At 66.4% G+C, this 15,101-nt stretch carries 18 protein-coding genes, 1 tRNA gene and 1 pseudogene; 5 read left to right on the top strand and 15 right to left on the bottom strand.

Annotation, left to right across the window (positions count from 1 at the left end):
- Positions 1-104 precede the first annotated feature (104 nt).
- The 3 genes from ROSELON_RS08655 to ROSELON_RS08645 all read right to left on the bottom strand — a co-directional run bounded on the left by ROSELON_RS08655 (position 105) and on the right by ROSELON_RS08645 (position 3,281).
- Entirely contained in the window at positions 105-1,067 is a 963-nt protein-coding gene (locus tag ROSELON_RS08655; protein WP_025312014.1) for a Gfo/Idh/MocA family protein, read from the bottom strand.
- Positions 1,068-1,202: 135 nt separating this feature from the next.
- On the bottom strand, positions 1,203-2,099 hold the full coding sequence (rpoH, locus tag ROSELON_RS08650) for an RNA polymerase sigma factor RpoH (RefSeq protein ID WP_025312013.1): 897 nt from the start codon (positions 2,097-2,099) through the stop codon (positions 1,203-1,205).
- Between the two features lie 153 nt (positions 2,100-2,252).
- Positions 2,253-3,281 (bottom strand): RluA family pseudouridine synthase, encoded by a 1,029-nt coding sequence (locus tag ROSELON_RS08645; protein ID WP_025312012.1) that lies wholly within the window; start codon positions 3,279-3,281, stop codon positions 2,253-2,255.
- Between the two features lie 4 nt (positions 3,282-3,285).
- On the opposite strand from ROSELON_RS08645, the gene ROSELON_RS17440 reads away from it, so the two are divergent.
- The gene (locus ROSELON_RS17440; RefSeq protein ID WP_156945905.1) at positions 3,286-3,606 is read left to right on the top strand and encodes a DUF6476 family protein; all 321 of its coding nucleotides are present in this window, start codon (positions 3,286-3,288) and stop codon (positions 3,604-3,606) included.
- Between the two features lie 35 nt (positions 3,607-3,641).
- Here the strand turns inward: ROSELON_RS17440 and ROSELON_RS08635 are convergent.
- Both ROSELON_RS08635 and ROSELON_RS08630 read right to left on the bottom strand, forming a co-directional pair.
- Positions 3,642-3,718: transfer RNA gene (locus ROSELON_RS08635), tRNA-His, on the bottom strand.
- 64 nt (positions 3,719-3,782) lie between these two features.
- Entirely contained in the window at positions 3,783-4,283 is a 501-nt protein-coding gene (locus ROSELON_RS08630; RefSeq protein WP_025312010.1) for a GNAT family N-acetyltransferase, read from the bottom strand.
- Between the two features lie 67 nt (positions 4,284-4,350).
- On the opposite strand from ROSELON_RS08630, the gene ROSELON_RS08625 reads away from it, so the two are divergent.
- Together ROSELON_RS08625 and ROSELON_RS08620 are read left to right on the top strand one after the other, a co-directional pair.
- On the top strand, positions 4,351-4,551 hold the full coding sequence (locus tag ROSELON_RS08625; protein WP_025312009.1) for a DUF6324 family protein: 201 nt from the start codon (positions 4,351-4,353) through the stop codon (positions 4,549-4,551).
- 113 nt (positions 4,552-4,664) lie between these two features.
- Positions 4,665-5,861, top strand: coding sequence for a cation:proton antiporter (locus tag ROSELON_RS08620; RefSeq protein WP_025312008.1), 1,197 nt, complete (start codon positions 4,665-4,667; stop codon positions 5,859-5,861).
- Here ROSELON_RS08620 and ROSELON_RS08615 read toward each other — a convergent pair.
- The 10 genes and pseudogenes from ROSELON_RS08615 to ROSELON_RS08570 all read right to left on the bottom strand — a co-directional run bounded on the left by ROSELON_RS08615 (position 5,828) and on the right by ROSELON_RS08570 (position 12,339).
- A complete protein-coding gene (locus ROSELON_RS08615) occupies positions 5,828-6,289 on the bottom strand; it encodes an MmcB family DNA repair protein (protein WP_025312007.1) in 462 nt (153 codons plus the stop codon). The genes ROSELON_RS08620 and ROSELON_RS08615 overlap by 34 nt on opposite strands.
- 322 nt (positions 6,290-6,611) lie before the next feature.
- Complete coding sequence (locus ROSELON_RS08610; RefSeq protein ID WP_025312006.1) at positions 6,612-6,935, bottom strand: hypothetical protein; 324 nt, start codon at positions 6,933-6,935, stop codon at positions 6,612-6,614.
- A 78-nt stretch (positions 6,936-7,013) separates the two neighbouring features.
- The gene (locus ROSELON_RS08605) at positions 7,014-7,940 is read right to left on the bottom strand and encodes a calcium/sodium antiporter (protein ID WP_245605449.1); all 927 of its coding nucleotides are present in this window, start codon (positions 7,938-7,940) and stop codon (positions 7,014-7,016) included.
- A gap of 108 nt (positions 7,941-8,048) precedes the next feature.
- Positions 8,049-8,405, bottom strand: a complete 357-nt coding sequence (locus ROSELON_RS08600) for a YigZ family protein (protein ID WP_025312004.1) — start codon at positions 8,403-8,405, stop codon at positions 8,049-8,051.
- Between the two features lie 68 nt (positions 8,406-8,473).
- The gene (nusB, locus tag ROSELON_RS08595) at positions 8,474-8,911 is read right to left on the bottom strand and encodes a transcription antitermination factor NusB (RefSeq protein WP_025312003.1); all 438 of its coding nucleotides are present in this window, start codon (positions 8,909-8,911) and stop codon (positions 8,474-8,476) included.
- Positions 8,912-8,979: 68 nt separating this feature from the next.
- Positions 8,980-9,528, bottom strand: a complete 549-nt coding sequence (locus ROSELON_RS08590; protein ID WP_025312002.1) for a 6,7-dimethyl-8-ribityllumazine synthase — start codon at positions 9,526-9,528, stop codon at positions 8,980-8,982.
- Positions 9,528-10,659 (bottom strand): annotated as a pseudogene (gene ribB, locus ROSELON_RS08585) (3,4-dihydroxy-2-butanone-4-phosphate synthase). Before ribB ends, ROSELON_RS08590 begins: the two are co-directional and overlap by 1 nt.
- Before the next feature lie 108 nt (positions 10,660-10,767).
- On the bottom strand, positions 10,768-11,334 hold the full coding sequence (locus ROSELON_RS08580; RefSeq protein ID WP_051508382.1) for a hypothetical protein: 567 nt from the start codon (positions 11,332-11,334) through the stop codon (positions 10,768-10,770).
- Positions 11,331-11,564 (bottom strand): hypothetical protein, encoded by a 234-nt coding sequence (locus ROSELON_RS08575; protein ID WP_025312000.1) that lies wholly within the window; start codon positions 11,562-11,564, stop codon positions 11,331-11,333. Before ROSELON_RS08575 ends, ROSELON_RS08580 begins: the two co-directional genes overlap by 4 nt.
- A gap of 184 nt (positions 11,565-11,748) precedes the next feature.
- Entirely contained in the window at positions 11,749-12,339 is a 591-nt protein-coding gene (locus tag ROSELON_RS08570; RefSeq protein WP_025311999.1) for a riboflavin synthase, read from the bottom strand.
- A gap of 207 nt (positions 12,340-12,546) precedes the next feature.
- On the opposite strand from ROSELON_RS08570, the gene ROSELON_RS08565 reads away from it, so the two are divergent.
- Together ROSELON_RS08565 and ROSELON_RS08560 are read left to right on the top strand one after the other, a co-directional pair.
- Positions 12,547-13,836 (top strand): capsule biosynthesis protein, encoded by a 1,290-nt coding sequence (locus tag ROSELON_RS08565; protein WP_025311998.1) that lies wholly within the window; start codon positions 12,547-12,549, stop codon positions 13,834-13,836.
- A gap of 168 nt (positions 13,837-14,004) precedes the next feature.
- Complete coding sequence (locus tag ROSELON_RS08560) at positions 14,005-15,087, top strand: polysaccharide biosynthesis/export family protein (RefSeq protein ID WP_084613738.1); 1,083 nt, start codon at positions 14,005-14,007, stop codon at positions 15,085-15,087.
- The last annotated feature ends 14 nt before the right edge of the window (positions 15,088-15,101 follow it).

Genomic DNA, 15,101 nt, shown 5'->3' with positions numbered 1-15,101 from the left:
CTGGCCGCGCTGCAACACCCGCCGCGTCGCGCCCGTGTGGCCTCTTGCGACAGCTTTGCTTTCCTTGCGGCTGTGTCACCGGGCGCGTGGCCACTGCGCCGCGATCAGATCGCGCGCAGGACCGCGTCGATGACGGCCTGCGTGCCGCGCGAGAACTCCAGCGGGCAGGCAAAGGGCGCGCCATCCAGCAGACTGGCTGAAACCGCCTCGACCTGAAGCTTGTACTGATCGACGGCGGGGAACCGGATACGCAGCTCGTCCTGTCCCGCACGGCGCCAGTGCAGCGCCGCCTCGCCATAGCTGCCGGGATTGAAGGGCGCTTCGACCACGATCGAGCCGTCGCTGCCGTGAAACACCATCTCCTGCCGCAGATCCGCCCGCATGGACACGTAAAAGGAAAAGCGGACATCGCCGGCCCGCGCCTGCACCCATGTGCTTGCATCCACGCCCTGTTCGAGGACGGCCTCGGCGGCCGTGACCTCGGGCTCCAACCCTGTGGCCCGACGAAAGGTGCCGATCGGATAGACCCCCACATCGCGCAGCGCCCCGCCCCCCAGATCGGCGCTGTTGCGCACATTCGCGGGGTCGCGCAAGGGAAAGGCGAAGACGCCGGTGACGCTGTGCAATCGGCCGATGCCACCGTCGGACAGGATCTGCGCCACACGATCCCATTGCGGGTGATGGGCGGGCATCCAGGCTTCGGCCAGAAAGCGGCCGGTGGTGTCCCGCACGGCGATCAGATCGTCGATCTCGGCCAGGCTGAGGGCGATGGGCTTTTCACACAGCACCGCCTTGCCGGCCCTGACCGCGCGTTCGCACCATTCGGCATGCATCGCGTTGGGCAAGGGAATGTAGATTGCATCGATCTCGGGATCGGTCAGCAGATCGTCGTAGCTGTCATGCAGCCGCAGCCCCGGCGCAAAGGCCTGAAACGCGGCGGCCTTGCCGCGATCGCGCGTGGCAAGCGCGCTGAACTGCGCGCGCTCGGCGCGATGAATGGCCGGCGCCATGGTTTTGCGGGCAAAGGCCGCCGCGCCCAGAACGCCCCAGCGAAGACCGTCTTGCATGACACCCCCTCCGTTCGACTATGCGCCTTTCAGGCGTAGCGCCTGCGCCATGTTGCACGCAACCCATTCCGATCAAATGACAAAGGGCGCCGGATCCAGCCGGCGCCCGTTTTGGCCGCATCACGGGTCAAAACCTCAGGCCGAGGCCATCATCCCCTGCTCCCTGGCCAGGTCGCGCATGCGCTTTTGCAGCTTTTCAAAGGCGCGCACCTCGATCTGACGGATGCGTTCGCGGCTGACATTGTAGACGCCGGACAGATCCTCAAGCGTGACGGGGCTATCCTGCAGGCGGCGCTGGGTCAGGATATCGCGCTCGCGGTCATTGAGCACCTCCATCGCCTCTTCCATCAGGGCCATACGCTGGGTGAATTCGTCCTTCTCGGCGTAGTCCTCGGCCTGGTTCGCGCCTTCGTCTTCCAGCCAGTCCTGCCATTGCGCCGAGCCGTCATCTTCCGACCCGATCGTCGCGTTGAGCGAGGCATCGCCGCCCGACAGACGCCGGTTCATCGAGATGACCTCGGTCTCGGTCACGCCCAGGTCATTCGCGATACGGGCCACGTTTTCGGGGCGCATGTCGCCCTCTTCCAATGCCCCGATGCGCGCCTTGGCCTTGCGCAGGTTGAAGAACAGCTTTTTCTGCGCGCTGGTCGTGCCCAGTTTCACAAGGCTCCAGGATCGCAGGATGTATTCCTGAATTGCGGCACGGATCCACCACATCGCGTAGGTGGCCAGGCGAAAGCCCTTTTCGGGATCGAACCGTTTGACCGCCTGCATCAGGCCGACATTGGCCTCCGAGATCACCTCGGCCTGCGGCAGCCCGTAACCGCGATAGCCCATGGCGATCTTGGCAGCCAGACGCAGGTGACTGGTAACCATCTTGTGCGCGGCCTCGGTATCCTGGTCCTCGACCCAGCGCTTGGCCAACATGTATTCTTCTTCGGGTTCTAGCATCGGGAACTTGCGGATTTCCTGCAGGTAGCGGTTCAGCCCCTGCTCCGGCGACGGTGCCGGCAAATTTGCAAAATTGCTCATGTCTCGGTCCCCCTGTTCGACCGTTTTGAGACTTATGTAAACCGGATTAACTTTATGTCAAGTTAACCGGACTGATCACTAATCTCGTTATGCGCCTTGCGAAAACGAACAGCAACCATGTTTCAATCGCCATCACGTGCAATTGCGCACATCTCACAGGCCCGTTTCGCGCAGCATCGCCATCAACTCGGCCATGTCGGTCGGCAGATCGGCGGCAAAGCGCATCGCTTCGCCACTGACCGGATGAAGAAATCCCAAGGTTGCCGCGTGCAGGGCTTGCCGTGGAAAACCGTTCAACCCCGCCGCCGGTTCCGCGCCCAACACCTTTTCCGACACTTTGCGCCGCCCGCCATAGACGGGATCGCCGATCAGGGCGTGCCCGACATGGGCCATGTGAACGCGGATCTGGTGCGTCCGACCCGTCTCCAACCGGCAGGACACGCGCGCCACGGCCGCGGCAAAACTTTCCTCGACCCGCACCCGCGTCACCGCATGACGCCCGCCCGAAAACAGGACCGCCTGCCTTTGGCGGTCGGTCTTGTGGCGGCCCAGATGCGTGGTGATCTTCAACACGCCACCCTCTTCGAAGCTGACGCCGCGCACGCCGCGCAGGCGCGGATCGGCCGGCTCGGGCACCCCGTGGCAAAGCGCGACATACGCGCGCTCGGCGCTGTGGGCGGCGAACTGCTCGGCCAGGCCGTGATGGGCGCGGTCCGATTTCGCCACGACCAGCAGACCGCTGGTGTCCTTGTCGATCCGATGCACGATGCCGGGACGTTTCTCGCCCCCCACGCCCGACAGGTTGCCGCCGAAATGATGCAGCAGCGCGTTCACCAGCGTGCCCCCCGGCGTGCCCGGCGCGGGATGCACCACCATGCCGGCGGGCTTGTTGACCACGATCAGGTCGTCATCCTCGAACAGGATGTCCAGCGCGATGGCCTCGGGGCGGGTTTCCACCTCGGCGGCCTCTTCGACCGTGATCTCGATCAGGTCGCCCTCGGCCAGTTTGGCGCGCGCGTCCAAGACCACGGCCCCGTTCACGGCCACGGCCCCGGCCTCGATCAACCGCGCCAGGCGCGACCGGCTCAGGCTTGCGCCCTCTGGCACGTCGCGGGCCAGTGCCTTATCAAGACGCGGGGCCGGGTTCGGCCCGATGGGAAACGTGACAAGGCGGGCGGACATGGACATGGACGAAGCTCCGAAGGATCAAGCCGGCCTGCCACGCGATCTGCGTTTCCTGAAAACGCTGGTCACGGTCCTGACCGGGGTGATGATCGCAGGGGTGATAACGATCACGGCCCTGCTTGTCATCCGCCTGAACGACACGGCCGAGGCCCCCATCCTCACCGTCGCGCCGGGGGAGTATGCGGTGCCCGAGGGCGTGGGCGTGACCGGCTTTCAACTGGTCGGGCGGCATGTCGTCATCATCGGCGATGACAATGTGATCCGCGTGTTCGAGCGCGACAGCGGCCTGCAGGTGCGGGTGTTTGCGCTGCCCGAGGGCTGACCGAACCCGTATCGCGTGTGTGTGGGGGGGGGGGGTGGTACCAGCGCCCCGGCTCGAACGGGGGACCTCCTGATCCACAATCAGGCGCTCTAACCAACTGAGCTACGCCGGCACTGTGGGGCGGGATACTCGTGCCGCGCGGGCATTGCAAGGGGGTTTTGGGCAGGTTTTCGGACTCAGTCGGCGGTCAGATCCAGCCGCCAGGCCTGCTCGACCAGATCCACGCCAAAGGACCGGACAGGCTTGAAGGCAAGGCATGCGAACCCCGCCTTTTTGTACAGGGCACAGGCCGAGCGATGGCTTTCATGCGTCCAAAGGGTCAGCGCGAGATAGCCCTGCGCCCGCGCATGGGCGATACAGGCATCGAGCAGGCGTTGGCCCAACCCCGTGCCGCGCGCCTGCGGCATCACCAGAAACAGACGCAGTTTCGCCTCGTCGGGCCTCTCGCCCCGGACACAAAAGATCGACCCAAGGCGTTTGCCGTCGCACCAGGCGATCCAGGCCCGTTCGCAGGACGGATCGCGCGTTTCGATGAAATCCGCGAGAATTCGGGCCACCAGCACCTCGAAGCTGGCGTCGAACCCCTCGTCGCGGTGATACAACTCGGCATGGTGCTGGATCAGCCATCCGGCATCCCCGATCCCAAGATCGCGCAACTCGATCCCATCGCTGGCCATGCGACCCTCCCTTGCCTTGGCGGGGCGGAGCGACTACGCCCTTTCGTCAATGTGACGGAGGCCGGATATGAGCATCAACAGCGAAAGCGACATCGAGGCCAATCTTCAGATCGGGCCGACGACACTCGGGATGGTGCGGATCTATCTCGAGGGTCAGGGCATCGACCTGCCGCTGGATTTTGACCCCGAGGAAGCCGAGGAAATCGCCGAGGAATTGCGCGCCGCGGCCGCGGCCGCCCGCAAGATGGGCAAAAAGGCCAAGGGCTGATCCGCTGGGCGGCGGAAATCTCGAGAATTCCGCTCCGAAAAACCCGGGTTTTTCGGACCCCTGCCTGACCGAGGTCAAGGCATCAGACCGCACCTGTATCCAATCTGGCCGGCATGGATGAGATCGCGCGCCTGTTTCTGACGCTTGGGGGCCTGTTTCTGGCCGGGTTGGCCGCCGATGCGCTGGGGCGGCGCACCGCCCTGCCCCGCGTCACGCTGCTGTTGCTGATCGGGGTCGCGGCGGGGCAGTCGGGCCTTGGCCTGATCCCCGAGCAGACGACCGCGCTTTTCGAACCGCTGTCGGTGGCGGCCCTAACGCTTGTCGCGTTTCTGCTCGGCAATGCGCTAACCGCTCGAAAGCTTGCCGAACACGGGCGCAGCATCCTGATGGTGTCCTGGGCGGTGGTCCTCGTCACTCTATGCGTCGTGACACCGGGTCTGATCCTGGTTGGCCTCGACCCCGCGCTGGCGCTGATCCTCGCTGCAATCGCAACCGCCACCGCCCCCGCTGCGACCAGCGACATCCTCAGGCAGGCCGCGTCGACCAGCGCGTTCAGCGAGCGTATCCGCGGCATCGTCGCGGTAGACGACGCCTGGGGCCTGATCGTGTTCAGCGTGGCCCTGGTGGGTGCCGCCACCCTGGCCGGGACGGGGGCCGGATCGGCGGCCTTGGGGCACGCCGCGCGGGGTCTCGGCGGGGCGATCGCCGTCGGCCTGGTGGTCGGGCTGCCCGGCGCCGTGCTGACCGGGCGCCTGTCCCCGGGCGAGCCCTTGCAGACCGAGGCCCTGGGCCTTGTTTTCCTGACGGCTGGTCTGGCCTCGTGGCTGGACGTGTCGGTCTTGCTGGCCGGTCTGGTCGCGGGGGCCATCATCGCGAACTTCGCGCGGCATCACGACCGCGCCTTTCACGAAATCGAGCACCTTCAATGGCCGTTCATGCTGCTGTTTTTCGTGATGGCCGGCGCGGTGCTGGAGATCGGCAGCCTTGCCGAAATCGGCCTGCTGGGGCTGGCCTATGTCGTGCTGCGGGTGGCGGCCCGCATCGTCGGGGGCTGGCTTGGGGGATATCTGGCCGGATTGCCCGCGCCCCAACGGCGCTGGATCGGCCCGGCGCTGCTGCCGCAGGCGGGTGTCGCCGTCGGCATGGCCCTGGTGGCCGGCGATGCCTTTCCCCAGTGGCATGACACGATCGTGACCCTGACGGTGGGCACGACGGTGATCTTCGAAATCCTGGGGCCACCCCTGACCCTGCTGGCCCTGAAACGCGCCGGCACGGATCAGAGCACCGCGCCCGGATCGCGCAACATCTGAAGCCGCTGCGCGGCGATCCGCGCAAAACGCTGCGTCACCGCCTTGCGCCGGGCACCGGCCAGTTTCGCCTCGGGTCCCATGCGCAGGATCTCGGCATCATAGCCATCGGCGATGATCAGCCCGGTATCGGGCGGCAGCAGATCGGTCGGAAACGCCTCGTCCACGGCCCAGAAATATCGATCTCCCCAATCGAGATAGCCGGTCCATTTGCTGTCCGAGGTGAAGTCGGCGCGGCTGGACTTGCACTCGATCACCCAAAGCTCGCCCTTTGGCCCCAAGGCCATGACATCCAGACGCTTGCCGCGATCGGGGGTGAATTCCTCGAGCGTGGCAAAGCCATGCGCCGACAGGTGACGGCACACCCCCCGTGCAAGCACCTGGCCCGGCATCAAGGCGTCGATCGTTGGGGTAAGGGATGTGTCGGTCATGGGCCAAGACTGGAACATCCCGCGAACATGCACAAGCCCATGTGATCGCGCCACCCCTTGCCGCAGGCCGTCCGGCGTCATATGTCCCTGCGTGACGGGTGCTGCTCTTCCCGTATCTGTGGCAACATTCCGGTGGCCTTAAGCATTTCCGAGGGGGCTGGCTCTGTCCGGGCCGTGGTTCGGTTACCTGGCGCCCACCTGTCTATACAGGCTCTCGGGAATTCACGCCTCTACGGTCGCTGCGGGCCCGTCACCTTTCGCAAGACACAAAAAAAACGCCGACCGTGTTGGTCGGCGTTTTTTTTGTGTTTTACGGTGCGTTTCAGGCGCGGGGGCGCTTGCTTTCGACCGGGATCGGCACAGCGATGGCGTCAAGCGTCGGGATCGCATCGCGCTTGCCGCCGCTGCGATCATCGTCGTCGTTCTCTTCGCCCATCATCATGATCTTGTAGCCGATCTGGGCCGAACCAAAGGTGATCGTACAGAACACGATCAACATCACCGTCGCGATCGGCCCTTCGGCCGTGTGGGTCACGAGATGCCACAGATTTGCGACGTTCAGGTACAAAAGACCGCCGACAAAGGCCAGCGCCAGCAGAAAGCCGACGAATGCGTGGCGCAGGATGAACTTGATATGGTCTGGCATCGTGACCTCTCTGCTTGAGTTGCTTTCAAGGTAACACCGATCCGCCCGAGAACAACCCCGTGCGGCATTCCGGGCGCCCTACGGCAAAAACGCGCGGGCCAGCCACCCGACATAGGCCAGATACCCCGTCAGCAGGATCATCGCCGCGACGCGCCCGATGCGTCCGACCCACAGAAAGGCCGCCAGAAGCAACGCCGATCCGGCCAGCGTGACGGCATCGACCACCCCGATCGAAGCCGGCACGACAAGCGGCGAGGCCACCGCCGTCACACCAAGGATACCGGCGATGTTGAACACGTTCGACCCCAGGATATTGCCAAGGCTCATCGCACCCTGACCGCGGAACGCCGCCACCACGCTTGTCGCCAGTTCCGGCAACGAGGTGCCCACCGCCACAAGGGTCAGGCCGATCACCGCCTCGGGCACGCCCAGGTCGGTTGCCATGCGCGTCGCCGCGCCCACCAACAGATGCGCCCCGAGAATCGTCGCGGCGATCCCGCCGATGGCCAGTGCAGCCCCCGTCCATACCGGTGGCCGGGCGACCGGAACGGCGATGTCGGCGGGCACATCCACCCGTGCGCCAGACCTCAAGCTCACCCAGAGGTAAGCGGCCAGACCCAACAACAGGACCACCCCCGTACCACGCCCCGCCTGCCCCGATGCCAGCACGGCCAGGCCCGCCAGCGTCGCCAGCAGCATCGCGACCACATCGCGCTGCGATACGGCCCCGCGCGCGACCATCGGCGCGATCAGCGCCGCCACCCCCAGGATCAGCAGGATGTTGGCGATGTTCGACCCGACCACATTGCCCAGCGCGATGCCCGGTGCCCCGGCAAAGGCCGCCTGCAGCGATGTCACCAGTTCCGGCGTCGAGGTGCCAAAGCCCAGAACGACCGCCCCGATCATCGCCGGGGTCATGCCCAACCTGTGCGCCAGCGCAAGGCCACCCCGCACAAGGATTTCGCCGCCACCCAGCAGCAGGCCCAGACCGGCCAAAAGAACCACGATGTCCAAGGATGCGCTCAACGTCGCGATGCCACCGCGTCCCGGCGCGGCCCCCACGCATAGATGGGATGGCGGCCCCACGCCACAAGCACCGGGACCGCCCGTTCCTCAGATTTCCGGCACCTTGGACAGATACAGGCGCACGGCCTCCTGCACATGGCGAAAGCGGTCGCCGCCCAGATGCTTTCCGCCGTACCAGCGCGTCACGACGACGATATGATCCTGCCGCGCCGCCCGTTCCAGCATGCGCAGGATGACCATGCCGGCCCCGGCCTCGCCATCATCGTTCTTCAGCGGCCCGTCGGCCGTCAACACGCCCCAGCTGCTATGGGTCGCCTTGGCAAACTTCTTTTTGCGTTTCAGCGCCTTGAGAAAGGCAGCGGCGTCCTCGGCCGTGCTGCATGGCCCGCCCGAGACGGCATATTTCGACCCGCGGTCGCTGATGATATTCTCGAAGACCTGCATGGCCGTGGCCTAATGGCCGGTTCGCAGCCATGCAAGATGCCATGCTCTCGCCAAGGCGGGTTGGCCGATCAGAACGCCTCGGGCTGCGCCTCGCGCGCGACATGATCCAGAACGGCGTTCACGAATTTCACTTCGCGCCCCTCGGGGAAAAAGGCGCGGGCGACATCGACATATTCGGTGATGGCCACTTTGGGCGGGGTCGCGCCGTTGATCAACTCGGCCCCGGCGGCCCGGAACAGGGCCCGCAGGGTCGGGTCGATGCGGTCGATCGGCCATTTCGCCACCAGCGCACGATCCGTCATCTGGTCGATCCGGGCCTGGCGCGTCACCGCCCCCTCCAGGATCTTGGCAAAGAGATAGGGGTCGCCCTCGGCCATCTCGTCGCCTTCATAGACCGCGCCGAAGCGGTGCGTTTCGAATTCGCGCCGCACGTCGTCAAGGGTCTGGCCCGACATCTCCATCTGGAACAGCGCCTGCACCGCATAGAGCCGCGCGGCCGAGCGCATCTGGCGCTGTGCCTCCCGGCCGGGTTTGGGCATCTGACGCCGTGCGTCGTCGGTTTTCTGCTCGTCGCTCATGCGGTGCCGGGCCCTTCGCTGCCCCCCGCGATCTCGATCGTCTCGGCGCGGGGTTTGAATCCGACGCCGCCCTTAGGCCGTCCGAACCGGCGCGTCAACGCGATCAGGTGGAGCGCCGCCGCCGCCGCGCCGCCGCCCTTGTTCTGATCCTCGGGATTGGCGCGTACCGCGGCCTGGTCGTAATTCTCCACGGTCAGGATGCCGTTTCCGATGCAGGCCCCTTCCAGCCCCAGCAACTGGATGGCCCGCGAGCTGTCATTGCAGACAGTATCATAGTGGGTCGTCTCGCCCCGGATGACACAGCCCAACGCCACGAACCCGTCGAAATTCGACTGGCGATAGGCGATGCGGATGGCGGTGGGCACCTCCAGCGCGCCGGGCACCTCGATCACCTCGCAGCTGCCGCCGACCTTCTCGATCTCGGCGCAGGCCCCGGCGATCAGCCAATCGGCGATCTCCTTGTAATAGGGGGCCACCACGATGGCGAGTTTCACCGGCTTGTCGAACTCCGGCAGGTCAAGGACGTAGTGCGAGGCTCCGGCCATCAGTCCACCTCCGATATCTTGCGCGTGTCGAGGATGCTCAGCCCGTAGGCATCCAGCCCCACGACCTTGGGTTTCGGCGAGTTGGTCAGCAGGATCATCTCCGACAGGCCCAGCGACGACAGGATCTGCGCCCCCAGACCGTATTGCCGCAATGTCTGGGGCGAGGCCTCGCCCGCGACCGCCAGTTTCATGGTCAGGTCCCGCAGCAGCACCACGACCCCGCGCCCCTCGCTGGCGATCAACCGCATGGCGTCGGCGAATTCACCGGCCCGCCCCTTGGGTCCGGCGCCCACGATATCCATCACCGGGTCCAGCGCGTGCATCCGTACCAGCACCGGCTCCTCCGTCGTGATATCGCCCTTCGATCAGCACGATATGCTCGGCGCCCTGCGTCTCGTCGGTGTAGATGCGCATGCGCCATTGGCCACCGAACTCGCTTTCGATGACCTCCTCGGCGCGCACCTTGACCAGGTTGTCGTGTCGCCGGCGATACGCGATCAGGTCCGAGATCGTCCCGATCTTCAGGTTGTGGCGCTGCGCGAATGCGATCAGGTCGGGCAGACGCGCCATCGACCCGTCCTCGTTCATGATCTCGCAGATCACCCCCGAGGGGTTCAGCCCCGCCAAGCGCGAGATATCGACCGCCGCCTCGGTATGGCCCGCGCGCACCAGCACGCCGCCATCCCGCGCCCGCAGCGGGAACACATGGCCCGGCGTCGCGATATCGGCGGCGCCCTTGGACGCGTCGATGGCCACCTGCACCGTCTTGGCCCGGTCGGCAGCCGAGATGCCCGTGGTCACCCCCTCGCGCGCCTCGATCGAGATGGTAAAGGCCGTCTCGTGGCGCGACGAGTTGTTCGTCGACATCAGTTGCAGGCCCAGCTGCTCGATCCGATCGCCGGTCATCGAGAGACAGATCAGCCCGCGCCCATGCATCGCCATGAAGTTGATCGCATCAGGCGTCGCCCATTGCGCGGGGATCACCAGATCACCCTCGTTCTCGCGGTCCTCGTGATCGACAAGAATGAACATGTGCCCGTTCTGGGCATCCTCGATGATCTCCTCGATCGAGGAGATGGCGTCGGACCAGTCCCGCTCGACCGGGCCGGGGGTTTCGTATGCTTGCGTCATGGTCGCCCCTTCACGCGTCGGTTTGTGCTGGCAGATAGACCATGCCGCCGGACTTTGCCAGACGCGCCGGCCCGCGACGCGGGGGCGCGGGCGCGCGGGGCTGCCGGCTCAGGTCTGCCGGTCAAAGAACCGCTCTGCCGGGATCGTGCCGGCCAGGCCCGCCGTGGCGCACCATTCGGCCTCGATCCCCGTGGCCGCCACCAGCACCACACCATCCAGCGGCAGACGATGCGCGTGGAGAAGGCCGCGCAATCGCGCGCGTGCAGCGCCCCACGACACGCTCATCGCGGGCGCCTCGGCGGTGGCCTCCAGCCGTGCTGCGTTCGCCGCCAGCACCGCCTCCGGCGCCCGGTAAACCGCGCCCAGCCGCACCGCCGCCCCGGACAGGCCCTCCAGCCGGTCCGCCTCGACCGTCGGGATCGCGATGCGGCGCGCGGTCAGGCCCAGCGCGTTGCCCGAAAACAGAAAGGCCACGATATCCCGCCCCGCCGTCGCGCGGATCGTGGCATAGGTGCGATAGGGCAGGCCGAGACGCTCGGCCCGCGCCACGCGCACCCGCACCACCTCCAGCGGCAGGGCCGGCAACAGCGCCTTGCGCGCCTTGCTCCAGGCCAGTTTGCGAAACCCGTGACCTGCCTCAAACGACGGCCCGCCATTATGTCCGATGCCACTCATGCGCGATCCTCCTGGGCCAACCATGCCACCGCGCGCCGCGCCGCGACAAGGGCCTCGCCCTCCGATGCGAACCCGCCCAGGGGCGCGGTCACCCGCCGCCAGCCATGGTCATCTTCGGGATCGCGGCGGCATTCGACGAACGCCCAACCGCCCGATCCCAGCCGGATCAGGTCAACACAGCGTTGCGCCGAGCCATCCTCGATCGACCGCATCACCACGTCCCGCGCCATCCCGCCCCGATCTTTATCCCGCAAAATATGCCCGCCGGAGGCGCCCGCAGCCGACCTCGCACGCAACGACTGGACCGCCGCGAGCCGATCCGGGCCGCCGGCGACAGCCCGGCCAGCGCCCGCCAAATGTGCCCGCAGGGCGCGTGCGGCGGGCGCTCCCCCCTCTCGGCGCGCGGCCCGGCCCTCAGCCCGGCCAGTCCTGCAACCGCGCGACGTAGCGGGCCAGCGTGTCGATCTCCAGGTTCACCCAATCGCCCGCCCCGGCATCGCCCCAGGTCGTCATCTCCTTGGTGTGGGGGATGATGTTAACCCCGAACGTGGCCCCCTCGACCTCGTTCACCGTCAGGGAGGTCCCGTTCAGCGCGACCGACCCTTTCGGCGCGATGAAGCGTGCCAGAGACTCGGGCGCGCGGAAGGTGAAGCGCGTCGACTCGCCCTCGTCTTCCGTTGCCACGATCTCGGCCACGCCATCGACATGGCCCGACACGATATGACCGCCCAACTCATCGCCCACACGCAAAGACCGCTCCAGGTTCACCCGCTTGCCCTCGGCCCAGTCGCCCAGGGTCGTCTTCGAGACCGTCTCGGCCGAGATATCCACCTCGAACCAGTCGTCTCCCTTGGCCGTCACTGTCAGGCAGACGCCATCGCAGGCGATCGAGGCGCCGATCTCGACCGTGGCCATGTCATAGCCGGTGCCGATCCGGGCATGCAGGTCGCCGCGGTGATCCACACCGCGCAGGGTGCCGATATCGGTGATCAATCCAGTAAACATTGGGGGCCGCTCCCTAAGCAAACGAGTCCGCCCGACCTAGCGCCACCACCACCTTGGGGGCAAGTGGGTTTGCACCGTGGGCCGCCGGCCACAGCCGGGCCGCATTCCCGCCCCGCCCCCGCCGCAAGGAATTGTTCAGATCTGCCAGGCAGGCTATGGGTCTCCCGTCATCCGGCGGGTTCCCGGCTGTTTGAAAAGGTATCTTCGTTGACCCCGCGACCGACACAGCGCCGTTTCCTTTTTCTTCAGGGTCCGCATGGCCCTTTCTTCGCGCGCCTGTCACGCCTGCTGACCGATGCGGGCGCACGGGTCTGGCGTGTGGGGTTCAACCGCGGGGACGAGGTGTTCTGGTCCGATCGCGCAAGCTACATCGCCCAGACCGACCCGATCGAGACCTGGCCCGAGACGGTCGCGCAGCTGCTCGACGCCAAGGCGATCACCGATCTGGTGCTCTATGGCGACACCCGCCCGATCCACGCCACCGCCATCGCCGCCGCCCGCGCCCGCGGCCTCACCGTCCATGTCTTCGAGGAAGGCTACCTGCGCCCCTATTGGGTGACCTATGAACGCGGCGGCGCGAACGGGCATTCGCGCGTCATGACCACCGATGTCGCGGCCATGCGTCACGCCCTCACTGGGCTGGACCTCGACCTGCCGGACGCCCCCGCGCGCTGGGGTGACATGCGCCATCACGTCTTTTACGGCGCGCTCTACCATTGGTTCGTCATGGTCGGGAATGCCCGCTACGCCGCCTTTCGGCCGCATCGCGCGCTGAGTGTCCGGCAGGAGTTTCGCCTTTATCTCAGGCGGCTGGCCATGATGCCCTGGCACTGGATGGATCGTGTGCGGGCCACGTTGCGCGTCAAGACCGGCGGCTTTCCCTTTCATCTGGCCTTGCTGCAGCTGGAACATGATGCCAGTTTTCGCGATCACGGCCCCTTCGACAGCATGACCGACTTTCTCGAGGTGCTGATCACGGGCTTTGCCAATGGGGCACCCACCCACCACCATCTGGTATTCAAGGCCCACCCGCTGGAGGATGGCCGCGCGCCCATTCGCGCCGACATCCGGCGCATCGCGCGGCACCATGGTGTGGCGCACCGCGTCCATTACGTGCGCGGCGGCAAGCTTGCGCCGTTGCTCAACGACGCGCGCAGCGCGGTCACCGTCAACTCGACGGCCGCGCAACAGGCGTTGTGGCGCGGCCTGCCGCTCAAGGCATTCGGCCAGGCCGTGTATCTCAAGCCGGAATTCGTGTCCGACCAGCCGCTCAGCGACTTCTTCCAGATGCCGCAGCGCCCCGACAGCCGGGCCTATCGCGACTACCGCCACTACCTGCTGGAAACCTCGCAGGTCACCGGCAGCTTCTACTCGGCGCGCGGGCGGCGGCAATTGCTGCGCCAGGTCGTGGACATGATGCTCAGCGCCGAAGACCCCTATGACGCGCTCGAGGCCGGGCGTCCGGCACCGCGGCAACACCTCAACCTCGTGAAATGACACGAGGGCTTCCTTATGGGCGCGGAATTCGCTACCTTCAGCGGCAATAAAAAGACGACCCGAGGCAGTTTCAGAGCGTAAGGAGCCCACTCCGTGACATCGCAGGCGTTGAAAGCGGCCCGCCCGGTCGTGCTTTTTGCCGTTGTATCGGCTGTCTCGTCATGCGGGATGCTGAACGGTTTTCTGCCCTCGGCGGGCCCGACACGCAATCAGATCTACGCCGCCTCGGTCCAGCGCGAGGGCGACGCCTTCGTGGTCGAGGTCAACAGCCGCGTGACCGCCGTCACCTCGGCCGTGCCGGCCATGAGCTTTCCCGCGGCGCTGCTGAATGCGGGCAACGCCAATACCGAGATCATCCGCCCCGGCGACATCCTGCGCCTGACCATCTACGAAAACGTCACCGACGGCCTGCTGGCGGGCGAGGGGGCGAACGCCTCGGTCGTCTCGGGGGTGCAGGTCGATGGCGCCGGGTTCATCTTCATCCCCTATGCCGGGCGCATCCGCGCGGCCGGGAACACGCCGGAACAGCTGCGCGAAATCATCACCCGCAACCTCGACGAACAAACCCCCGACCCCCAGGTCATCATCGAACGCGAGGTCGGCGACGGGGCCACCGTGATCCTGTCGGGGCAGGTCGGCGGCGAAGGGGTCTACCCGATCGAACGCTCGACACGGCGTCTGTCCGGCGTTCTGGCCGCGGCGGGGGGCGTCACCCCCAACCCCGAGATCACGCAGGTCACGGTGATCCGCGGCAGCCATTCCGGGACGGTCTGGTATCAGGACATCTTCCGCGAGCCCGAGGTCGACATCGCCCTGCGCGACGGCGACCGCATTCTGGTCGAGGAAGACGGGCGCAGCTTTACCGCGCTCGGGGCCACCGCGTCGCAGACGATCGTGCCCTTCGAAAGCCAGACAATTTCCGCGATCGAGGCCATCGCCTCGGTCGGCGGTCTGAACACGGCCCAGGCCGACCCAACCGGCGTCTTCGTTCTCAGGAACGAACCCGAGGAAATGGCCAATGCCGTGCTCGGCCGCTCGGACCTGATCGGCACGCAGCGCTTCGTCTATGTTCTTGACCTGACGGCGCCGACCGGCATGTTCGAGGCACGCGATTTCGTCATCCGCGACGACGACACGGTCTATGTGACCTCGGCCCCGATCACCCAGTGGAACAGCGCCATCAGCGCTCTGACGGGCACTCTGACCAGCGCCGTGGGCACGGCCGACACGCTTTCGTCCCTCGGTCAGTAGACTGGTGCCCGGGG

The sequence above is a fragment of the Roseibacterium elongatum DSM 19469 genome, from assembly GCF_000590925.1.
Taxonomy (GTDB): Bacteria; Pseudomonadota; Alphaproteobacteria; order Rhodobacterales; family Rhodobacteraceae; genus Roseibacterium; species Roseibacterium elongatum.
The sequence above is the reverse complement of the archived record's forward strand: the minus strand, read 5'-3'. Positions and strand labels throughout refer to the sequence as shown.

Excerpts from the sequence above, each read along its gene's own strand:
- ROSELON_RS08655 (WP_025312014.1), bottom strand. The coding sequence starts at position 1,067 with ATGCAAGACGGTCTTCGCTGGGGCGTTCTGGGCGCGGCGGCCTTTGCC.
- rpoH (WP_025312013.1), bottom strand. The coding sequence starts at position 2,099 with ATGAGCAATTTTGCAAATTTGCCGGCACCGTCGCCGGAGCAGGGGCTG.
- ROSELON_RS08645 (WP_025312012.1), bottom strand. The coding sequence starts at position 3,281 with ATGTCCGCCCGCCTTGTCACGTTTCCCATCGGGCCGAACCCGGCCCCG.
- ROSELON_RS17440 (WP_156945905.1), top strand. The coding sequence starts at position 3,286 with ATGGACGAAGCTCCGAAGGATCAAGCCGGCCTGCCACGCGATCTGCGT.
- ROSELON_RS08630 (WP_025312010.1), bottom strand. The coding sequence starts at position 4,283 with ATGGCCAGCGATGGGATCGAGTTGCGCGATCTTGGGATCGGGGATGCC.
- ROSELON_RS08625 (WP_025312009.1), top strand. The coding sequence starts at position 4,351 with ATGAGCATCAACAGCGAAAGCGACATCGAGGCCAATCTTCAGATCGGG.
- ROSELON_RS08620 (WP_025312008.1), top strand. The coding sequence starts at position 4,665 with ATGGATGAGATCGCGCGCCTGTTTCTGACGCTTGGGGGCCTGTTTCTG.
- ROSELON_RS08615 (WP_025312007.1), bottom strand. The coding sequence starts at position 6,289 with ATGACCGACACATCCCTTACCCCAACGATCGACGCCTTGATGCCGGGC.
- ROSELON_RS08610 (WP_025312006.1), bottom strand. The coding sequence starts at position 6,935 with ATGCCAGACCATATCAAGTTCATCCTGCGCCACGCATTCGTCGGCTTT.
- ROSELON_RS08600 (WP_025312004.1), bottom strand. The coding sequence starts at position 8,405 with ATGCAGGTCTTCGAGAATATCATCAGCGACCGCGGGTCGAAATATGCC.
- nusB (WP_025312003.1), bottom strand. The coding sequence starts at position 8,911 with ATGCGCTCGGCCGCGCGGCTCTATGCGGTGCAGGCGCTGTTCCAGATG.
- ROSELON_RS08590 (WP_025312002.1), bottom strand. The coding sequence starts at position 9,528 with ATGGCCGGAGCCTCGCACTACGTCCTTGACCTGCCGGAGTTCGACAAG.
- ROSELON_RS08580 (WP_051508382.1), bottom strand. The coding sequence starts at position 11,334 with ATGAGTGGCATCGGACATAATGGCGGGCCGTCGTTTGAGGCAGGTCAC.
- ROSELON_RS08575 (WP_025312000.1), bottom strand. The coding sequence starts at position 11,564 with ATGGCGCGGGACGTGGTGATGCGGTCGATCGAGGATGGCTCGGCGCAA.
- ROSELON_RS08570 (WP_025311999.1), bottom strand. The coding sequence starts at position 12,339 with ATGTTTACTGGATTGATCACCGATATCGGCACCCTGCGCGGTGTGGAT.
- ROSELON_RS08560 (WP_084613738.1), top strand. The coding sequence starts at position 14,005 with ATGCTGAACGGTTTTCTGCCCTCGGCGGGCCCGACACGCAATCAGATC.